This is a genomic window from Saccharopolyspora hirsuta (assembly GCF_008630535.1).
GTDB classification, from domain to species: Bacteria; Actinomycetota; Actinomycetes; order Mycobacteriales; family Pseudonocardiaceae; genus Saccharopolyspora; species Saccharopolyspora hirsuta.
On sequence record NZ_VWPH01000004.1, the window covers coordinates 54,526 to 71,728 of the forward strand.

The window sequence follows — 17,203 nt, forward strand, 5'->3', positions numbered from 1 at the left end:
TTCAGCTGGCGGTAGCGGTGAACTGGGCGGTGCGGACCTCTCCGGCGTGCTTGAAGTCGAGGAACAGCCGGTAGGTTCCCGGGCCCGGGACCGCTGCGTGGAAGGCGATCTCCGGCCCCGGGCGGGTCGCGCCGCCGTCCGGGTGGACGTGGAGGTACGCGAGGTCGCCGAGGCGGAGGGCCACCAGGTGCCCGTACGCGCCGAGGTACGGCTGGAGGTCGGTCACCGGTTCGCCGTTGCGGTGCACCGCGAGGGCGATGCGGTTGGCCTGGCCCGGCACCAGCTCGCCGTCGAGCACGACCTCGTAGCCGTCGACCGCCGACACCGCGGCGGGTTCCGGCACCGGGCGCGGTCGGTAGTCACCGGCGACCGCCAGGTCCGCGCCGAGCGTGAGCCCGGCGGCACCCTCGGGTTGGAAGTCGACGAGCACCCGGTACTCCCCTGCTTCCGCCAGGTCCAGCGGCACGGTCCAGGTCCCGGCGCCGTCCTCGACCGGGTGCAGGTGCCAGAAGGCGGTGAGGTCCCGGCGGACCACGATGAGGTGGATCTTCTTGCCGTGCACCTCGGCCAGCGCGGTCACCGCCGCCCCGTCAGGTCCGAGGATGCGGAACCGGTAGTCGGCGGCGGCCCCGGCGGTCAGCCGCGCGGTCTCCGGCGCGAAGGTGTAGCCGTCCTCGGTGATCTGCAGCCCCTCAGGAGCGCCCCCGTGCCCGCGGTGCGCAGCGGTGTGCGCGTGGTGACCGGCGTGCGTCGACTCGTTCATCGGGACCTCCTCATATATACCCCTAGGGGGTATTGGTTCAACACCGGGAACTATGCCGACGCTCGAGCACTCGCGCAACGTGATCCGCACCATACCCCTATGGGGTATGCGGTCGCCGCACTTGAACCCAAAACCCCCGGCGAAGCGCACGAAACTCCCCCGGGCGCTCAGCGAGAAGATCAGGTCAAGCGCCCGCGGAGTTGCCAGGGGGCGATCAGCCGACGAGGCTGGCGCGGAAGTTCGCACGCACGGCCGGGAAGGTGCTCGATGACCAAGCCCCACGACGACGCGCTGCCGAAGGCATCGCACTCCGAGGGAACCCTGCCCTCCGGGCAGTACTGGCAGAGCTGGACCGTCGAGCGACCCGCCGGGGTCGTCGTGCTGGTCCACGGCGTGCACGAGCACAGCGGTCGCTACCGGCACGTCGCGGAGCGGTTCAACGCGGCGGGCTACGCGGTGTACGCCCTGGACCACCCCGGGCACGGCCGGTCGCCGGGTGCGCGCGGCAACATCGGCAGCATGGCCGCCGCCGTCGCCGGGGTCGACCTCCTGGTGCGGCTGGCCGCGCAGCGCCACGACGGGGTGCCGCTGTTCGTCCACGGGCACAGCATGGGCGGGCTGATCTCGCTGCAGTACCTCACCGGCACACCGCTGGACCGGATCGCCGGTGCCGTGATCTCCGCCCCGGCGCTCGACGCCGGGCCGGTGTCCGCGCCGGAGCGGGTGCTCGCGCCGCTGCTGTCGAAGCTGCTGCCCGACCTGGGAGTGCGGACCATCGACGCGAACACCATCAGCCGCGATCCCGAGGTGGTCCGGGCCTTCCGCGCCGATCCGCTCAACCACAGCGGGAAGATGCGGGCGCGGACGGCCGTGGAGATCATGCGGACCGCCGAAGCCATGCCGCAGCGCCTGCCGTCGCTGACCATGCCGCTGTTCGTCCTGCACGGCGGCGCGGACCGGCTGATGCCGCCGACCGCCAGCGAGCTGGTGCGCGACCGCGCCGGATCGGCGGACCTGACCCTCCGCATCCACGAGGGCCTGCACCACGAATCCCACAACGAGCCGGAGCAGGACCAGGTGCTCGACGAGATCGTGGACTGGCTCGACGCGCACCGGACCGCTTGAGGCCTACCGGTCCCCCAGCTCGTCGGAGATCGCCCGCACCACGGCCTGCCAGTGCTCCAGCAGGTAGAAGTGCCCGCCGGGGAACACCCGCAGCGAGAACGGCCCGGTGGTGTGCGACGCCCAGCCCCGGGCCTCGGCCACGGTGACCTTCGGGTCGCGGTCCCCGGTCAGCGCCACGACCGGACAGGTCAGGTCGTTGCCGCTGCCCCGGTAGGTGTAGGTCGCCGCCGCCCGCAGGTCGTTGCGCACCACGGGCAGCACCAGCTGCACGATCTCCGGGTCCAGGGCGGCGGCGTCCGGGATCCCGCCGTCGGCCAGCAGATCGGCCACCAGCGCGCGGTCGTCCGCCTGGTGGGCGTTGTCCGGCCGGTGCAGGGACGGCGGGCGCCTGCCGGACACGAACAGCGCCCGGACCCGGACGCCGCGCTGCTCCAAGCGCCGGGCCACCTCGAACGCCACGCTGGCGCCCAGGCTGTGGCCGAACAGCGACAGCGCGGCACCTCGCAGCGGCAGCAGGGATTCGGTGGCCCGGTCGGCGAGCTCGTCGACCGAGCCGATCAGCGGTTCCGCACGCCGCTCCTGCCGCCCCGGGTACTGGACGGCCAGCATGTCGGTGCGGTCGGGCAGCGCCGCCGACATCGGGAAGTAGTAGCTGGCCGACCCACCGGCGTGCGGGAAGCACGCGAGCAGGTCCCGGCCGTCCGGTTTGGGGTGGAAGCGGCGGATCCACGCGTCGGCGGCGCCGGTGGCGGTCATCCCTCGTCCCCTCCGTTCGGCGGTGCCGGGAAGTAGCCGCTGCGGATGAAGAACCGCAGGTAGACGTCCACGAGCTCCCGGCTGACCGGCGGGCAGCCGACCGAGGTGCCGGACAGCGCCGCGTCGAGCTTCTTGGTGTCCATGTCAGGGTATCCGCCGCCGGTGAAGGCGGTCTCGAAAACGTCGAGCAGCGGGGTCAGCGAGTTCGCCGGGTCGCGGCGGATCAGCTCGCTCCACTCCTCGGGCGGCAGCTCGGCGAGCTGGTAGCCCAGGTCCCGCAGCTGGTCGACGACCTGCGCGAAGGTCAGCGTGTCCGGGTTGGACACGTTGTAGGTCTCGCCGAGGCTCTCGGGTCGCCGGGACAGTGCGACGATCGCGCCGCTGACGAAGTCCACCGGCGTGGGGTGGAAGCCGAAGGCGGCACCGGCCGGTGCCGCCCCGGCCTGCAGCATGCCGCGAACGCTCAGCCACACGAAGTCCTGGGTCTGGCAGGCGCCGCGCTCGCGGTCGCCGGAGATCGAGTCCACCCGGTACACCGAGACCGGGATCCCGCGCTGCCTGGCCAGCTCGATCATGCCCTCCGCGACCCACTTGGACTGCCGGTAGCCGTTGCTCAGCGCCTCCGGCGGACCGGCGGGGTCCAGCTCGGTGACGTGCGCCCCCGGTGGCTGGGCGTACACGCCGGTGGAGGAGACGTAGTGCACCGGCACGGTGCGGTGCCGACCGGCCAGCCGCAGGACCTCCTCCGTGCCGCCGACGTTGACCTGCTTCAGCTCCGGGTACGGGTAGATCCAGTTGACGTTCGCGCCCGCGTGGAACACCACGTCCGCGGTGCGGGCCAGCTCGTCGAAGGCCTCCGCGGTCAGGCCCAGCCCGGGTTCCCCGAGGTCGCCGCGGACGATCTCGACCCGGTCGAGGTCGACTCCCGTCTCGTACCACTCGATCGCCCGCCGCAGCCGGTCCGCCGCCTCCTGATCGTTGGCGCCGCGCACCAGGCAGTGCACCCGGGCGCTGGTGCGCCGCAGCAGGTCGCGCAGCAGGAACGAGCCGAGGAAACCGGTCGCCCCGGTGAGCAGCACGTGCTCCGGCTCGGCGGTGTGCGGCGCCGAGTCCGCGGTGACGTCCGGTGCCAGGCCGACCTCGCCGGTGAAGTCGACGCCGCCGGTGTCCGCCGCGGTGCCGAGCAGTTCGGCCAGCACCCGATCGGCCAGCGCTCCCGGGGTCCGGTGGTCGAAGACCGCGGTGGCGGGCAGCTGGACCGACACCGCCTTGGCCAGCCGGTTGCGCAGGTCCACCGCGGTCAGCGAGTCGAAGCCGACGTCCTGGAACACCTGGTCGGCGGCCAGCTGCTCGTCCCGGCCCAGGACCGCGGTGGCGTGGTCCAGCACGATGCGGCGCACCAGCTCGCGGCGCGCGGTTTCGTCCAATGTGGCCAGTTCGGTGCGCAGCGCGCCGCTGTCCACCGCGCCCGCCGCGACGGCTTCCGGGCGGCTGCGGGTTCCGGTCAGGCCGCGCATCAGCGCTGGCTGCGCCGGGTGGGTCCGAGCGGCGGCGAGGTCCACCGGCATGCCGATCACCGCGGGGTTCGGCTGAGCGGTCACGGCGTCCAGCACCGACATGCCCAGGTCGGCGGGCAGCAGCAGGAGACCTTCCTTGGCCATGCGCGCCAGGTGCACCTCGGTGAGGTGTTCGGTCATGCTGCTCGCGCCCTCCCACAGGCCCCAGGCCACCGACACCGCGGGCAGGCCCCGCGCCGCGCGGTGCGCGGCCAGCGCGTCGAGGAAGCTGTTGGCCGCGGCGTAGTTCGCCTGGCCCGGTGTTCCCATCACCCCGGTCACCGAGGAGAACAGGACGAACGCGGAGAGGTCCGCGTCCTCGGTGAGCTCGTGGAGGTGCCAGGCGGCGTCCACCTTGGGCCGCAGCACCGCCGTCAGGTCCTCCTCGGTCATCGAGGTGAGCAGTCCGTCGGCCAGCACACCCGCGGTGTGCACGACGGCCGACAGCGGGTGGGCGGCCGGGATCCCGTCCAGCAGTTGTCGCACGGCTTCCCGCTGGTTGACGTCGCAGGCGGCGACGGTGACCTGGGCGCCGTGCGCTTCGAGCTCGGCGACCAGTTCCGCGGCTCCCGCCGCGGCCGGGCCCCGCCTGCTGGTCAGCAGCAGGTGCCGGACCCCGTGCCGGGTGACCAGGTGCCGGGCGACGGTCGCACCCAGCGCGCCGGTACCACCGGTGATCAGCACCGTTCCCCCGGTCCGCCAAGCCGCGGGCCGAGGCAGCAGCGGCAGCCGCGCCAGCCGGGGCACCAGCGCGCGACCCGACCGCAGGGCGAACTGGGGCTCACCGACGGCCTGGGCAGCGGCCAGGACCCGCTCGACGGGTGGTTCGAGGTCGGGTTCGACGTCCACCAGCACGATCCGGTCCGGGTGCTCCGACTGCGCGGAGCGCACCAGCCCGCACAGCGCGGCACCGGTCAGGTCGGCCTGCTCGGCGTCGGTGGTGGCGACCGCGCCCCGGGTGAGCACGACGAGTTTGGTGCCGGTCAACCCGGTATCGCTCAGCAGGTCCTGCAGCTCGGCCAGGGCTCGTCGCAGCGCGCTGTGCGTGGGGGCGACCGGATCTGCTTGCGCACCAACGATGTGCGGTTCGAGCAGCAGCACTTCCGGTGGGTCGCGGCGGATCCGGTCGCGGTCCTCCGGGGAGCTCAGCCGCGCCCAGCTGGGCTGGTGGGCCGGGGTGGGGAGCGCGGTGGGCACCCAGGTCACCTGGAACACCGCGTCGCGCTCCGCGCCCTGGCCGGGGGTGATCGGCTCGGTGCCGATCGCCTCGACGGTGAGCACCGGCTGTCCGGTGGGGTCGGCGGCGCGGACCGCGAACTCGTCGTCACCGGTCGTGGTGAGCTGCACCCGCAGGCTGCTCGCCCGCGTCGCGTGCAGGCGGATCCCCCGCCAACGGCGCGGAACCAGCGCGGGGTCGCGCAGGTGTGGGAGCAGGGCGGCGTGCAGGAGCAGCGGGTGGATGCCGAACCCGGTGACCGCACCGGCGTGCTCGTCGGGCAGCGCGACCTCGGCGAACAGCTCCCGGCCGCGCTGCAGGACCGCGGTCGGGTCCGGCCCTCCGGCGATCGCGCCGTCCGGCGGCCAGTCGGCGGCGGGTTCGGCCAGCGCCACCTGCCGGGCCAACGCCCCGCTGGCCACCCGCTCCCACGCGCCGTCCTCCACGTCCTCCCGCGCGTGCACCGCGAACCGGCGTTCCCCGAGGGGGTCGGGGGACTCCACCGACAGCCGGAGCGCGGTGGCCGCACCCGCGGCCAGCCGGATCGGGTGGTGCAGGACGAGTTCCCGCACCACGTCGCAGTCGGTCTTGTCGGCGGCGTGCAGGGCCAGCTCGACCACGACCGCGTCGGCGACCTCGGGGTGGGCGGCCAGCCAGGGGTGCGCGCCGGTGGACAGGCGGCCGGTGAACAGCACCTCCGACCCGTCGGTGGGCGGGACGAACGAGCCGAGCAACGCGTGCTCGGCCGGGTTCAGCCCGAGGTCTCCCGCGCCGGACGGGGCTCCCGCTGGCAACCAGTACCGCTGGCGCTGGAACGGGTAGGTGGGCAGCTCCACCGCTTTCGCGGATTCGCCGAACACGCCGGACCAGTCGGGGCTGATGCCCGCCACGTACAGGCTGCCGAGCGCGCTGGCCGCGGTGCGCGGCTCGTCCTGCCCGGCTCGCAGGGCGGGCACGACGACGTGCCCGTCGCGCGGCGAGTCGTCCAGGATGCGCTGCGCCTGGGCGGACAACGTCCCGTCCGGCCCCAGTTCGAGCATCGCCGACACCCCGGCGGCGTCCAGTTCGGACACCGCGTCGAGGAAGCGGACGGTGTGCCGGGCGTGCTGCGTCCAGTAGTCCGGCCCGAACAGGTCCACCGGTCGCCCGGTCAGCGCGGACATGATCGGGATGCGCGGTGCGGCGCAGGTCAGCCCGGCGGCCACCCGGTGGAACTCCGCCAGCATCGGCTCCATCAGCGGGGAGTGGAACGCGTGGCTGACCCGCAGCCGCTTGACCCGGCGGCCCATCTCCGCGAACCGCGCGGCGACCGCTTCGACCCGCGGCCCGGCACCGGAGACCACCACCGAGCGCGGCCCGTTGACGCCCGCGATGCCGACCAGCGGCTCCGCCGCCACGGCCTGCTCCGCTTCGGCCTCGGTCGCCTCCACCGCGATCATCGCGCCACCGGCGTCGAGGCCGTCCATCAGCCGCCCCCGGGCGGCGACCAGCCGCGCGGCGTCGGCCAGCGGCAGCACCTCCGCCGCGTGCGCCGCGGCGATCTCGCCGACGGAGTGCCCGGCCAGCCAGTCCGGGCGCAGGCCCCAGCTGCGGACCAGCCGGAACAGCGCGGTCTCCAGCGCGAACAGCGAGGTCTGCGCGTACATCGTGCGGTCCTGCAGCTCGTCGCGGTGCATTAGCGCCTCGCGCACCGAGAACTCGGCGTGGCTGTCCAGTTCCGCGTCCAGCGCGTCGATCGCCTCGTCCAGGGCCTGGGCGAACACCGGGTGGGCGGCGTAGAGCTCCCGGCCCATGCCCGCGCGCTGACCGCCCTGGCCTGCGAACAGCAGAGCCAGCTTGCCCGCGCGGCCGTCGCCGGTCAGCGCCTCGCTCACCCCTTCAGCGACCGCCTGCAGCCCCGCGACCAGCTCCGCCCGGTCGGTGCCGACCACCGCAGCGCGCTTGTCGAAGTGGGTGCGCGTGGTCGCCAGCGAGAATCCGATGTCGACGGGACTGGCGTCCTGCGCTGCCAGGTGCTCGGCCAGCTCGGCGGCCCGCGCGCGCAGCGCCTGCCCGGTCGGTGCGGACAGCACCAGCGGAACGGCGGCGGATTCCGGCGCGGTCGCGCGGGGTTCCGGTTCGGGTGCCTGCTCCAGGATCAGGTGCGCGTTCGTCCCGCTGATCCCGAACGACGACACCCCGGCCCGGCGCGGCCGGTCCGCCTCGGGCCACGGCCGCGCCTCGGTCAGCAGCTCGACCGCACCGGAGGACCAGTCCACCTCCGGGGTCGGTTCGTCCACGTGCAGGGTCTTGGGCAGCAGACCGTGTCGGATGGCCTGCACCGCCTTGATCACACCCCCGACCCCGGCGGCGGCTTGGGCGTGCCCGATGTTGGACTTCAGCGAGCCCAACCACAGCGGGCGGTCCGCGGGCCTGTCCCGCCCGTAGGTGGCCAGCAGCGCCCGCGCCTCGATCGGATCGCCCAGCGTGGTCGCGGTGCCGTGCGCCTCCAGGAGGTCCACATCGGACGATTCGATCCCGGCGTCGGCGATGGCCGCCCGGATGACGCGTTCCTGCGCGGGACCGCTGGGCGCGGTCAGGCCGTTGCTGGCACCGTCCTGGTTGATCGCGCTGCCGCGGATCAGCGCCAGCACCGGGTGGCCGAGCCGCTGCGCGTCGGACAGCCGGGCCAGCAGCAGCAGTCCGACGCCCTCGGACCAGCCGGTGCCGTCGGCGGCCTTGGCGAAGGACTTGCACCGGCCGTCCGGCGCCAGGTTGCCCTGCGCGCTGAACTCCAGCCAGCCGTCCAGGCTGCCGGTGACGGTCGCTCCACCGGCCAGCGCCAGGTCGCAGTCGCCCGCGCGCAGCGCCCGGACGGCCAGGTGCGCGGCCACCAGCGACGACGAGCACGCGGTGTCCAGGGTGACCGCGGGGCCCTCCAGCCCCAGCGCGTAGGCGATGCGGCCGGAGGCGATGCTGCTGACCACGCCGGTCGCCAGGTGCCCGGCGTAGTCCTGCTGGTCCAGCGACTGGTTGTAGGTCTGCGCGGCGATCCCGGCGAACACCCCGGTCCGGCTGCCGCCCAGCGACCGCGGGTCGGTCCCGGCGCGCTCCACGGTCTCCCAGGCGACCTCCAGCAGCAGGCGGTGCTGCGGGTCCATCGCGGTGGCCTCGCGCGGGGAGATCCGGAAGAACTCCGCGTCGAACTCGGCGGCCCCGGGCAGGAACCCGCCGTGCTTGGTGTAGGTCTTGCCCGGCTTGCCGGGCTGCGGGTCGTACCGCCCGGCGACGTCCCAGCCGCGGTCCGCCGGGAACTCGGTGATCGCGTCCTGCTCGTCGACCACCAGCCGCCACAGCCGGTCCGGCCCGTCGGCCCCGCCCGGGAACCGGCAGCCCGCGCCGATGATGGCGATCGGCTCGCGCTGCGCCTCCTCCAGGTCGGACAGGCGCGCGCGGGTCCGCCGCAGGTCCGCGGTGACCCACTTCAGGTACTCGACGACCTTCTCGTCATCGGACATCGGGCACGTTCTCCTTCGGGCTGGTGGCTCGGCCGAGTTCGTTGTCGATGAAGTCGAAGAGCTCGTCGGTGGAGGCCGCCGCCAGCTCGCCGGGCCCGGTCTGCTCCCCGGTCAGCTCGGTGAGCAGCTCCCGCAGCCGTACGGCGATGGCCGCCCGGCCGTCCGGTTCCAGGTCTGCGCCCGCGAGCCGGGCTTGCCAGTCGTCCAGCCCGCGCCGCAGCCCGGGCAGCGGATCGTCGTCGGGGGCGAGCTGTTCCCGCAGGTATCCGGCGACCGCGCGCGGCGTGGGGTGGTCGAAGACGGTGGTGGCGGGCAGCCGCACGCCGGTGGCGGCGCCGAGCCGGTTCCGCAGCTCCACGCCGGTGACCGAGTCGAAGCCGAGGTCCTGGAACGGGTGGTCCGGGTCGACGTCGGCGGGACCGCTGTGGTCCAGCACCGCCGCCGCGTGCTCCCGGACCAGGTCGAGGACCAGCTCCTCCTGGTCGGCGGCGGACAACCCGGTGAGCCGGTCCGGCAAGCTCGGCACGGGTTCCCGGGCGTGCTGCGGCGTTCGGTCACGGGGCGCCGAGCCGTCCGCGGGCACCGGTTCTCCTGTGGTGTCCAGCCAGAACCGCCGTCCTTGGAAGGCGTAGGTGGGCAGCGGGACGGCGGTCGCCGGGCCGAACACCGCTGTCCACTCAGGACTGATCCCGGCGGCGTGCAGCGTGCCGAGTGCGGCGAGCGCGGTGCGCGGTTCGTCCCGGCCAGCGCGCAAGGCCGAGGTCAGCACGTGGTTCCCGCTGTCGAGGACCTGCTCGGCCTGCGCCATCAGCACGCCGTCCGGCCCCAGCTCCAGCAGCCTGGTGACCCCTTCGGCGTCCACGGCGCGCACCGCGTCGGCGAAGCGGACGGTGTCCTGCGCGTGCCGGAGCCAGTAGTCCGGTCCCAGCTGGTCTTCGGGTTCTCCGGTCACGGTGGAGACGATGCGCAACCGGGGCTCGGCGTAGGTCAGCCCGTCCAGGACGGTGCGGAACTCGTCGAGCATCGGGGCCATCAACGGCGAGTGGAAGGCGTGGCTGACCCGCAGCCGCTTCACCCGGCGGCCGGTGAACTGCCCGGCGATGGCGGTCACCCGCTCCTCGTCGCCGGAGAGCACCACCGAGCGCGGTCCGTTGACGGCCGCGATGCCGACCTCGGGCACCCCGTCGACGGCGGCCCGCAGCTCGTCCTCGGTGGCCTCGATGGCGATCATCGCGCCGTCCTGCGGCAACGCCGCCATCAACCGACCACGAGCCACCACCAAACGCGCCGCGTCCCGCAACGACAGCACCCCGGCGACGTGCGCCGCAGCGATCTCCCCCACCGAATGCCCGACCAGCCAATCCGGCCGCACACCCCACGACTCGAACAACCGGAACAACGCCGTCTGCAGCACGAACAAACCCGCCTGCGCGAAATCAGTCCGGTCCAGCAGCTCCGGATCGCCCGCCAGCACCTCGCCGACCGATGCGCCGGTCCACTCCGCCTCCACCGCGGCCAACGCCGCATCCCACGCCTCGGCGAACGCCGGACGTGCCCGGCGCAGGCCCTGCCCCATGCCAACTCGCTGCCCGCCCTGGCCGGAGAACAGGAAGGCCGTGCCGCCCGGTACCACTGTGGACGGTGCGATGGCGGAAAGGCCGTGCACCAGCTCGTCGACGTCCTCGCCGACCACGAACGCCCGGCGGTCCAGCGCGGCGCGGGTGGTGGCCAGCGACCACCCGACGTCCACCGGGTGCTGCCGCACGTGCTCGGTCAGCCGGGCGGCCTGCGCGCGCAATGCTTGGTCGGTGCGGGCCGACAGCACCCACAGCGCCGGTCCAGGCCGTTCGCCGGTGGTCGGCGCGGGCTGCTCCGGTGCCTGCTCCAGGACGAGGTGGGCGTTGGTGCCGCTGATCCCGAAGGCGGAGACACCGGCCCGGCGCGGGCGCCCCGGGTCCGGCCACTCCTGGTTCTCGGTGAGCAGCGCCACCTCACCGGTCCCCCAGTCGACCTGCGCGGTGGGCTCGTCCACGTGCAGGGTCTTGGGCAGCACGCCGTGCCGGATCGCCTGCACCATCTTGATGACCCCGGCGACCCCGGCCGCCGCCTGCGTGTGGCCGATGTTGGACTTCACCGCGCCCAGCCACAGCGGGCTCGCCCCTGGGCGCTGCCCGTAGGTGGCCAGCAATGCCTGCGCCTCGATGGGGTCGCCGAGCGTGGTGCCGGTGCCGTGCGCCTCCACCGCGTCCACGTCCTGCGGTCGCAGACCAGCGGCGGCCAGCGCCTGGCTGATCACCCGCTCCTGCGCAGGGCCGTTCGGCGCGGTCAGGCCGTTGCTGGCGCCGTCCTGGTTGACCGCGCTGCCCCGGATCACCGCCAGGATCCGGCGTCCGTTGCGCTGCGCGTCCGAAAGCCGTTCCAGCAGCAGGAATCCGACGCCCTCGGCGAATCCGGTCCCGTCGGCGCTGGCCGCGAAGGCCTTGCACCGACCGTCCGGGGACAGACCCCGCTGCCTGCTGAATCCGGTGAACAGACCGGGGGTGCCCATCACGGTGGCACCACCGGCGAGCGCGAGATCGCACTCCCCGCCGCGCAGGGCGCGCATCGCCACGTGCGTGGCGACCAGCGACGACGAGCAGGCGGTGTCCAGCGTCATGGCCGGGCCCGCCAGGCCGAGCGCGTAGGCGATGCGGCCGGAGGCGATGCTGGCCGCGCCGCCGGTGAGGAAGTGCGTCTCGTGCTGCTCGCCGATCTCGTCCGACCGGGGGCCGTACTCCTGGCGGATCAGACCGACGTACACCCCGGTGCGGCTGCCCCGCAGACCGGACGGGTCGATGCCACCGGCTTCCAGCACCTCCCAGGCCGACTCCAGGAGGACCCGCTGCTGCGGGTCCATGATCGCCGCCTCCCGCGGGCTGATGCCGAAGAAGTCGCTGTCGAAGTCGGCGGCGTCGGCCAGGAACCCGCCGGTGCGGGCGCAGCTGCTGCGCGGGCGCTCCCCGGTGGGGTCGTACAGCCCGTCGACGTCCCAGCCGCGGTCGGTGGGGAACTCCCCGATGGCGTCCACCCCGTCGACCACCAGCCGCCACAGGTCGTCGGGGTTGCGCACCCCGCCGGGGTAGCGGCAGGCCATGCCCACGATCGCGATCGGCTCGTCCGCGGCGGCCGCCACCGGCGCGGCGACCTCGGTGGTGGCCCGCTCCCCGAGGAGCGCGGTGCGCAGGTGGTCGGCCAGCGCGGCCGGTGTCGGGTAGTCGAAGGCGAGCGTGGCCCGCAGGCGCAGACCGGTGGCCGAGCCAAGGCGGTTGCGCAGTTCGACGGCCGTCAGCGAGTCGAAGCCCAGCTCCCCGAAGGCCTGGTCGGCGCGGATGCCGGAGGGATCGGCGTGGCCGAGGACCGTGCCGATGTGCTCGGTGACCAGCTGGAGCAGCTGGGCGCGCTGGTCCGGTTCGGGCAGCCGGGAGATCCGGGCGGCCAGGGCGCTGCCACCGGCCCGCCGCCCCGCTGCGGTCCGGCGGACCGCGCCGCGCACCAGGCCGCGCAGCGGTGCGGGCACCTCCGGCGCGGTGCGCAGGGCGGCGACGTCGACCGGGACGGCCACCAGCGCGGGGGCGTCCATCCGGAGCGCGGCGTCCTGCACGGCCATGCCGTGCGCTGCCGTGACGGGCCGCAGGCCGTCCCGGGCCATCCGCGCGTGGTCGGCCGCCGACAGGGACTCGATCATCCCCTCGGTGACCTCCCACAGCCCCCACGCCAGGGACAGCGCGGGCAGTCCCAGCCCGGCGCGGTGCGCGGCGAGGCCGTCCAGGAAGGCGTTCGCCGCGGCGTAGTTGGCCATGCCGGGACCGCCCAGCACACCGGCCGTCGAGGAGTACAGGACGAAGGCCGCCAGGTCGTGCTCGGCGGTCAGCTCGTGCAGGTGCCACGCGGCGTCCGCCTTGGACCGCAGGACCGCGGTCAGCTGTTCCTCGGTCATCGCGGTGACCAGCGCGTTGTCCCCCACGCCCGCGGAGTGCACGACCGCGGTGAGCGGGTGCTCGGCCGGGACTGCGGCCAGCAGCTCCGCCAGGGCCTGCCGGTCGGCGACGTCGCAGGCGGCCACGGTGACCTCGGCGCCGAGCTCGGACAGCTCCGCCACCAGCTCGGCCGCGCCGGGCGCCGCGGCGCCGCGGCGACTGGTCAGCAGCAGGTGCTTGGCACCGTGCTCGGTCACCAGGTGGCGGGCGACGATCGTGCCCAGCGCTCCGGTTCCGCCGGTCACCAGCACCGTGCCCTCCGGGTCGATGCTGCGCGGCTGCTCCAGCTCGGAGTCCTGCGCGGCGAGGCGGGGGACGAACAGGGCGTCGCCCCGCACGGCGATCTGCGGCTCGTCCCCCGCCAGCGCGGTGGCCACCGCTCCGGTGAGGTCCACCTCGGCGTCCGGCGCGGTGTCCACCAGGACGAGCCGGTCGGGGTGCTCGGTGCGGGCAGTGCGCACCAGTCCCGCCACCGCCGCTGCGGCCGGGTTGACGATCTCCCCCGGGTGCACGGCCAGCGCACCGCTGGTGCGCACCACGACGAGTTCCTCCCCGGCGAGCAGTTCCTGCAGCGCGCGCAGGGTCTCGCGGGTGGCGGCGTGCGCGGCGGCGAGCGGATCGCCCGCGGTGTCGGGGGTGAGCACGGTGTACTCGCCCGGTGGTTCGGTGCTCGGGGTGACCGGCGCGAACGTCAGCTGGAACAGCGACGAGCGGGCGGACGGGCCGCTGGGCTCGGTCAGCTGGTCCGGCATCACCGGCCGCGTGGTCAGTTCGTCCACTGTGCACACCGGGGTGCCCGCCGGGTCCGCGGCGTGCAGCCGCACGCTGTTCGGGCCCAGCGGGGTCAGCCGGATCCGCAGCGCGGTGGCGCCGGTGGCGTGCAGCTGGACGCCCGACCAGGCGAAGGCGAGCGCGGCCCGCCCGGCCCCGAGGTGGTGGTGGGCGTACAGGTGCAGCGCGGCGTCCAGCAGCGCGGGGTGGATGCCGAAACCCGGGGTCGGTTCGGCGGGCAGCTCCAGCTCGGCGTACAGCTCGCCCCCTCGCCGCCAGGCGGCGACCAGGCCCTGGAACAGCGGCCCGTAGTCCAGGCCGTGCTCGGCCAGCTCCGGGTAGACCTCGCTGACGTCGATCTGCTCCGCGTCCTCCGGGGGCCACGCCGCGTCCTCGACGTCCGGTAGCTCGGCGCCGGAGGTGAGCACCGCGCTGGCGTGCCGCGTCCAGGGGGCGTCGGGGACGTCCGGTCTGGAGTGGACGGTCAGCGTGCAGCTGTCCTCGCCCGGCGTCGCCACGAGCTGCAGCTGGATGGCCCCGTCCGCGGGCAGCACCACCGGGGCGTGCGTGATCAGCTCCTCCACTGTAGACGTGCCGAGCTGGTCGCCGACGTGGAAGGCGAGGTCGATCAGGGCCGATCCGGGCAGGATCGCGGTGCCCAGCACGGTGTGGTCGGCCAGCCAGGGCTGCGTCGCCAGGCTGATCCGGCCGGTGAACACCACCTCGTCGCCCTCGGCGGGCCGCAGCGCACCGCCCAGCAGCGGGTGGTCGCTGGGGGCCAGCCCCAGCCCGGCCGGGTCGGTGGAGCCGGTGCCGGTCAGCCAGTGGTGCTGGCGCTGGAAGGCGTAGGTGGGCAGCTCCACGGGCACCGCCGGGCCCAGCAGCGCCGACCAGTCCGGGGTGACCCCGTGGGCGTGCGCCTGACCGACGGCGCTGAGCCACTGCCGCTGGTCGCCCTGGTCGCGCCGCAGGGTGCCGAGCACCGCCACCGGCGCGTCCGCCAGCGTGTCCTCGATGCTGGACACCAGCACCGGATGCGCGCTGACCTCGATGAACACCGCGGGCCCGAAGTCCCCGGCGACGGCCCGGGTGGTGTCGGCGAACAGCACCGGCTGCCGCAGGTTCCGGTACCAGTAGTCGGCGGTCATGGCGGTCGTGTCGGCCAGCGAACCGGTCACCGTCGAGTACAGCGGCACCTCACCAGCGCCGGGGGCGAGGTCGGCGAGCTGCTCGCGCAGCCGGTCCCGGACGGACTCCACGTGAGCGCTGTGCGAGGCGTAGTCCACCGGCAGCAACCGGTGCCGGATGTCGCGCTCGGCGCACCGCGCGGCGAGCGCGGCGAGGTCCTCGGGTTCCCCGGCCAGCACGACCGATGCCGGGCCGTTGATCACGGCGATGTCGGCCAGCCCCGCCGCCAGCTCGGTGGCCTCCGCCGGGGAGACGGCCAGCGACAGCATGCCGCCCTTGCCGCTGAGCTCCTCCGCGATGGCCCGGCTGCGCAGGGCGACCACGCGGGCACCGTCGTCGAGGGACAGCGCACCCGCCACGACCGCCGCCGCGATCTCCCCCTGCGAGTGCCCGACCACCGCGGACGGCGCGACTCCCGCCGACCGCCACAGCGCGGCGAGGCCGACCATCACGGCGAAGGACACCGGCTGCACCACGTCCACCCGCTCCAGATCCGGCGCACCCGGAGCCGAACGCAGCACGTCCAGCACCGACCAGTCCACAAAGGACGACAGCGCGGCATCGCAGGCCACCAGCGCATCCCGGAACACCGGCGCCGACTCCAGCAGCTCCGCCGCCATCCCCGCCCACTGCGCACCCTGACCGGGGAACACGAACACCACGTCCGGGTCGGTTCCGACGGTCCGCGCGGTGTCCTCGGTTGTCACCGCGCGCAGCTTGTCCACCAGCTCGCCGGTGTCGCGGCCGAGCACGACCGCCCGCACGCCGAGCTGGGCCCGGGTCGTGGCCAGCGAGAAGCCGACATCGGCCGGGTGCTGGTCGGGGTGCTCCGCCGCGTGCTCGGCGAGCTTCGCCGCTTGGGCCAGCACCGCGTCCTCGGTCCGGCCGGAGATCACCCACGGCACGAGTTCCGGCAGGTCCCGGGGCTCGGCCGGGTCCGGCTCCGGGGCCTGCTCGACGACGAGGTGCGCGTTGGTGCCGCTGATCCCGAACGACGACACGCCCGCCCGCCGGGGCCGCTCCAGCTCCGGCCACGGACGGGACTCGGTCAGCAGCCGCACGCCGCCCGCGGACCAGTCCACCTCCGGCGTCGGTTCGTCGACGTGCAGGGTCTTGGGCAGCACGCCGTGCCGGATCGCCTGCACCACCTTGATCACCCCGGCGACCCCGGCCGCCGCCTGGGTGTGCCCCAGGTTGGACTTCACCGATCCCAGCCACAGCGGGCGGTCCGCGGGCCGGACGCGGCCGTAGGTGGCCAGCAGCGCCCGCGCTTCGATCGGGTCGCCGAGCGGGGTGCCGGTGCCGTGCGCCTCCACCAGGTCCACATCGGACGTCGAGAGTCCGGCGGCGGACAGCGCCTGCAGGATCACCCGCTCCTGCGACGGACCGTTGGGGGCGGTGAGCCCGTTGCTCGCGCCGTCCTGGTTGACCGCGCTGCCCCGGATCACGCCCAGGATCCGCTTGCCGGAGCGCTGCGCGTCGGACAACCGCTGCAGCGCGACCAGCCCGACGCCCTCCGACCAGCTGGTTCCGTCGGCGCCAGCGGCGAACGCCTTGCAGCGGCCGTCCGGAGCGAGCCCGCGCTGCCTGCTGAACTCCAGGAACACCGTGGGAGTGGCCATCACCGTGACGCCTCCGGCCAGCGCGAGGTCGCACTCCCCCGCGCGCAGGGCCTGCGCCGCCAGGTGGATGGTCACCAGCGAGGAGGAGCAGGCCGTGTCCACGGTGACGGCAGGTCCCTCCAGACCCAGGGTGTAGGCGACGCGACCGGAGACCACGCTCCCGGCCGTCCCGGCGGCCAGCAGGCCTTCCGCCTCCGGCGGCGCCTGACCCGCTGGCGGCGCGTAGTCCTGGTACATGGCACCGGCGAACACCCCGGTGCGGCTGCCGCGCAGGCTGCTGGGGTCGATCCCGGAGTGCTCCAGCGCTTCCCAGGAGACCTCCAGCAGCAGGCGGTGCTGCGGGTCGATCGCGGTGGCCTCGCGCGGGGAGATGCCGAAGAACTCCGCGTCGAACTCGCCCGCCCGGTAGAGGAATCCGCCGTTGCGGGTGTAGGTGCTGCCGCTGCGCTCCGGGTCCGGGTGGTGGATGAGCTCGGTGTTCCAGCCCCGGTCGGTGGGGAACTCGCCGATGCCGTCCCCGCCGGTGCGCACCAGCTCCCACAGCTCGTCCGGCGAGCTCACCCCGCCCGGGTACCGGCAGGCCGCGCCGACGATCGCGATCGGCTCCCGGACCTGGTCCTCCAGCTCGCGCAACCTGGTGCGGGCCTGCCGGGTGTCGGCGATCGCCTTCTTCAGGTACTCGCGGAGCTTCGC

At 74.4% G+C, this 17,203-nt stretch carries 3 protein-coding genes and 2 pseudogenes; 1 reads left to right on the forward strand and 4 read right to left on the reverse strand.

What is annotated here, in order from left to right:
* Position 1 precedes the first annotated feature (1 nt).
* A complete protein-coding gene (locus tag F1721_RS09025) occupies positions 2-763 on the reverse strand; it encodes a hypothetical protein (protein ID WP_150066143.1) in 762 nt (253 codons plus the stop codon).
* Positions 764-1,030: 267 nt separating this feature from the next.
* Between F1721_RS09025 and F1721_RS09030 the strand changes: the two genes are divergently transcribed.
* Positions 1,031-1,888, forward strand: a complete 858-nt coding sequence (locus tag F1721_RS09030; RefSeq protein ID WP_150066144.1) for an alpha/beta hydrolase — start codon at positions 1,031-1,033, stop codon at positions 1,886-1,888.
* A gap of 3 nt (positions 1,889-1,891) precedes the next feature.
* On the opposite strand, the gene F1721_RS09035 is transcribed toward F1721_RS09030, so the two are convergent.
* The 3 genes and pseudogenes from F1721_RS09035 to F1721_RS09045 all read right to left on the reverse strand — a co-directional run.
* The gene (locus F1721_RS09035; protein ID WP_150066145.1) at positions 1,892-2,644 is read right to left on the reverse strand and encodes a thioesterase II family protein; all 753 of its coding nucleotides are present in this window, start codon (positions 2,642-2,644) and stop codon (positions 1,892-1,894) included.
* A pseudogene (locus F1721_RS09040) lies at positions 2,641-8,901 on the reverse strand (thioester reductase domain-containing protein); the annotation flags it as partial. The pseudogene F1721_RS09040 and the gene F1721_RS09035, both read right to left, overlap by 4 nt.
* A 268-nt stretch (positions 8,902-9,169) precedes the next feature.
* Positions 9,170-17,197: pseudogene (locus tag F1721_RS09045) on the reverse strand (SDR family NAD(P)-dependent oxidoreductase); the annotation flags it as partial.
* Between the last annotated feature and the right edge of the window lie 6 nt (positions 17,198-17,203).